Annotated in this window: 1 protein-coding gene; it reads left to right on the top strand. The window is 63.9% G+C overall.

The features are described 5' to 3' along the window. The first annotated feature begins 1,125 nt into the window (after positions 1–1,125). Positions 1,126–1,617 carry a hypothetical protein gene (locus HLB44_RS36620; protein ID WP_173135790.1) on the top strand — a complete coding sequence of 164 codons (492 nt, stop codon included), beginning with the start codon at positions 1,126–1,128 and terminating at the stop codon, positions 1,615–1,617. Positions 1,618–1,865 lie beyond the last annotated feature (248 nt).

Below are 1,865 nucleotides of genomic sequence, written 5' to 3'. Positions count from 1 at the left end.
CTAACCCTTCGGTCAACGCGACGTCCACCAGCTACGCGCCAGGGCCGCGAGGCACCCAGGCATATCATCTGCCTCGCGGCCCTGGCGCTCCGCTGGCGGCCGCGCGTTACCTCAAACGTTAGGTGTCCGTCGAAGTGCGCCGCTTGCGCAGGCTTCGTTCAGTCCACCTTCGCCGGCGAGCACGATCGGAGTTGCGCTCTGGAAGCGAAGACATCGTTCACCGGGGTGCCCTGGCAGAAACAGAATGCCATTGGCTGCATGCGCAGGCCACCACGCGCCCTTCGGGCGTTTGCAGTCGGGCCGCCGAGGTCGTATTGTGGTTCACCAAGGTCTGTCGCTTGTGTTGGCCGCTCACCTCGAAGTCCAGCACCCCGCCCGGGCTCTGGCAGCTCGCACATCTGCGCCGTTCGAGGTTCTGGCTTGCGCACTATCGTCATCCGTCCTTCTAGCATCGTTGCCCAAGACCCGCAGCCACCTAACCCTTCGGTCAACGCGATGTCCACCAGCTGCGCGCCAGGGCCGCGAGGCACCCAGGCATATCATCTGCCTCGCGGCCCTGGCGCTCCGCTGGCGGCCGCGCGTTACCTCAAACGTTAGGCGGCATGCACAGTCTCAGCGCGAGCATCTGGCCCGCCTTGCATGCACCGAGCGCGAAGACCAAGACCGGGCCTTGCGAAGCACCGAGCGGGAAGACCAGAACCGCGTCTGCCTCGACCGACCAAACTGCGAAGAGTGGAAAGCCGCACGCCCACGCTGTGCCCTCTGGCCAGGGTCGCAAGGTCAGGCCCACAAGTGCGCTTCGCGCAAGCGTGCTGCGCCGCGCAGTCAGTTCGTCGGGCACCGCGCAGAGCGCGGTGCAGGGTTCGCAGCCTACAGGAGGCGCCCAGGCTGTTCGAGGAAAGGAACTCGGCAAAGTCACATTCCTTCGGCACACCACCGCCGGTCGCTCTTCAGGTCACGCGGTCTCGCAGGCCTCCGCTCACAATGCCGCCTAACCCTTCGGTCAACGCGACCCGCACCAGCAGGCGTCTTGGGGCGCAAGGCACCCAGGTCTATCATGTGCTTCGCGCCCCAAGCCCCCTGCCGCTGCGGGCGCGTTACCTCAAACGTTAGGCGTCACACCAAATGCACCACTTCCTCGAGCACATAAGCGCTGACGAGTACTGGTTCGACGGGGTGATCCGGGACTCCACCGCGCCTTTCGATCGTCCATTCGTCGTGACCGGAACGTTCCTCAATGACAACGGGCAGTTGCTATTCGAGGGAACATACAGATTCACCCAGACGGACGTCTCGCGCCCTCTCATGCTTCAAGTGCTCTCAACCAGCTATCAGGCGGCGGTTGTCATCCTGCAAAGTAGCCACACCGGCAAGATCCGAGGCACCTGGCACTTCCGAGACAACTCGTCAGAGATCCTGGCTTCAGGTCCAACCGGATCTGCTGCCTCAGGGCACGTCGAGCTCATCGCGGGCGCTGGTCTAAGGGTGAGCGGCGCAATCCAGTGTTCAGATGCTTCCTTCGGCTTCACCGCGACGGGTTCGCCAGGATCGGAACGCTCAAGCCTGAGCAACGTTGTCAGCGTCTCCGGCGGCAAGAGAGTATTGCGATCTTCGTGACGCCTAACCCTTCGGTCAACGCGACCCGTACCGGCAGGCCACTTGGGGCGCGAGGCCGTGCAGCCTATCATCGGCCTCGCGCCCCAAGCGTCCTGCCGGCACGGGCGCGTTACCTCAAACGTTAGCAGGCTGTTGAAATTCTGCTCGACCACCGCCTTCGACTGAGCGAGCATTGCGAGGGACGAGTCCGAGGGACGAGGCACCGATGCGAGGCACTGACAGCTACAGCGAGAGCCTGTTCACGACGG

Source organism: Pseudaquabacterium terrae (assembly GCF_013266755.1).
GTDB classification, from domain to species: domain Bacteria; phylum Pseudomonadota; class Gammaproteobacteria; order Burkholderiales; family Burkholderiaceae_C; genus Pseudaquabacterium; species Pseudaquabacterium terrae.
Note: the sequence above shows the minus strand (reverse complement) of the source record. Positions and strands in the feature narration are given on the sequence as shown.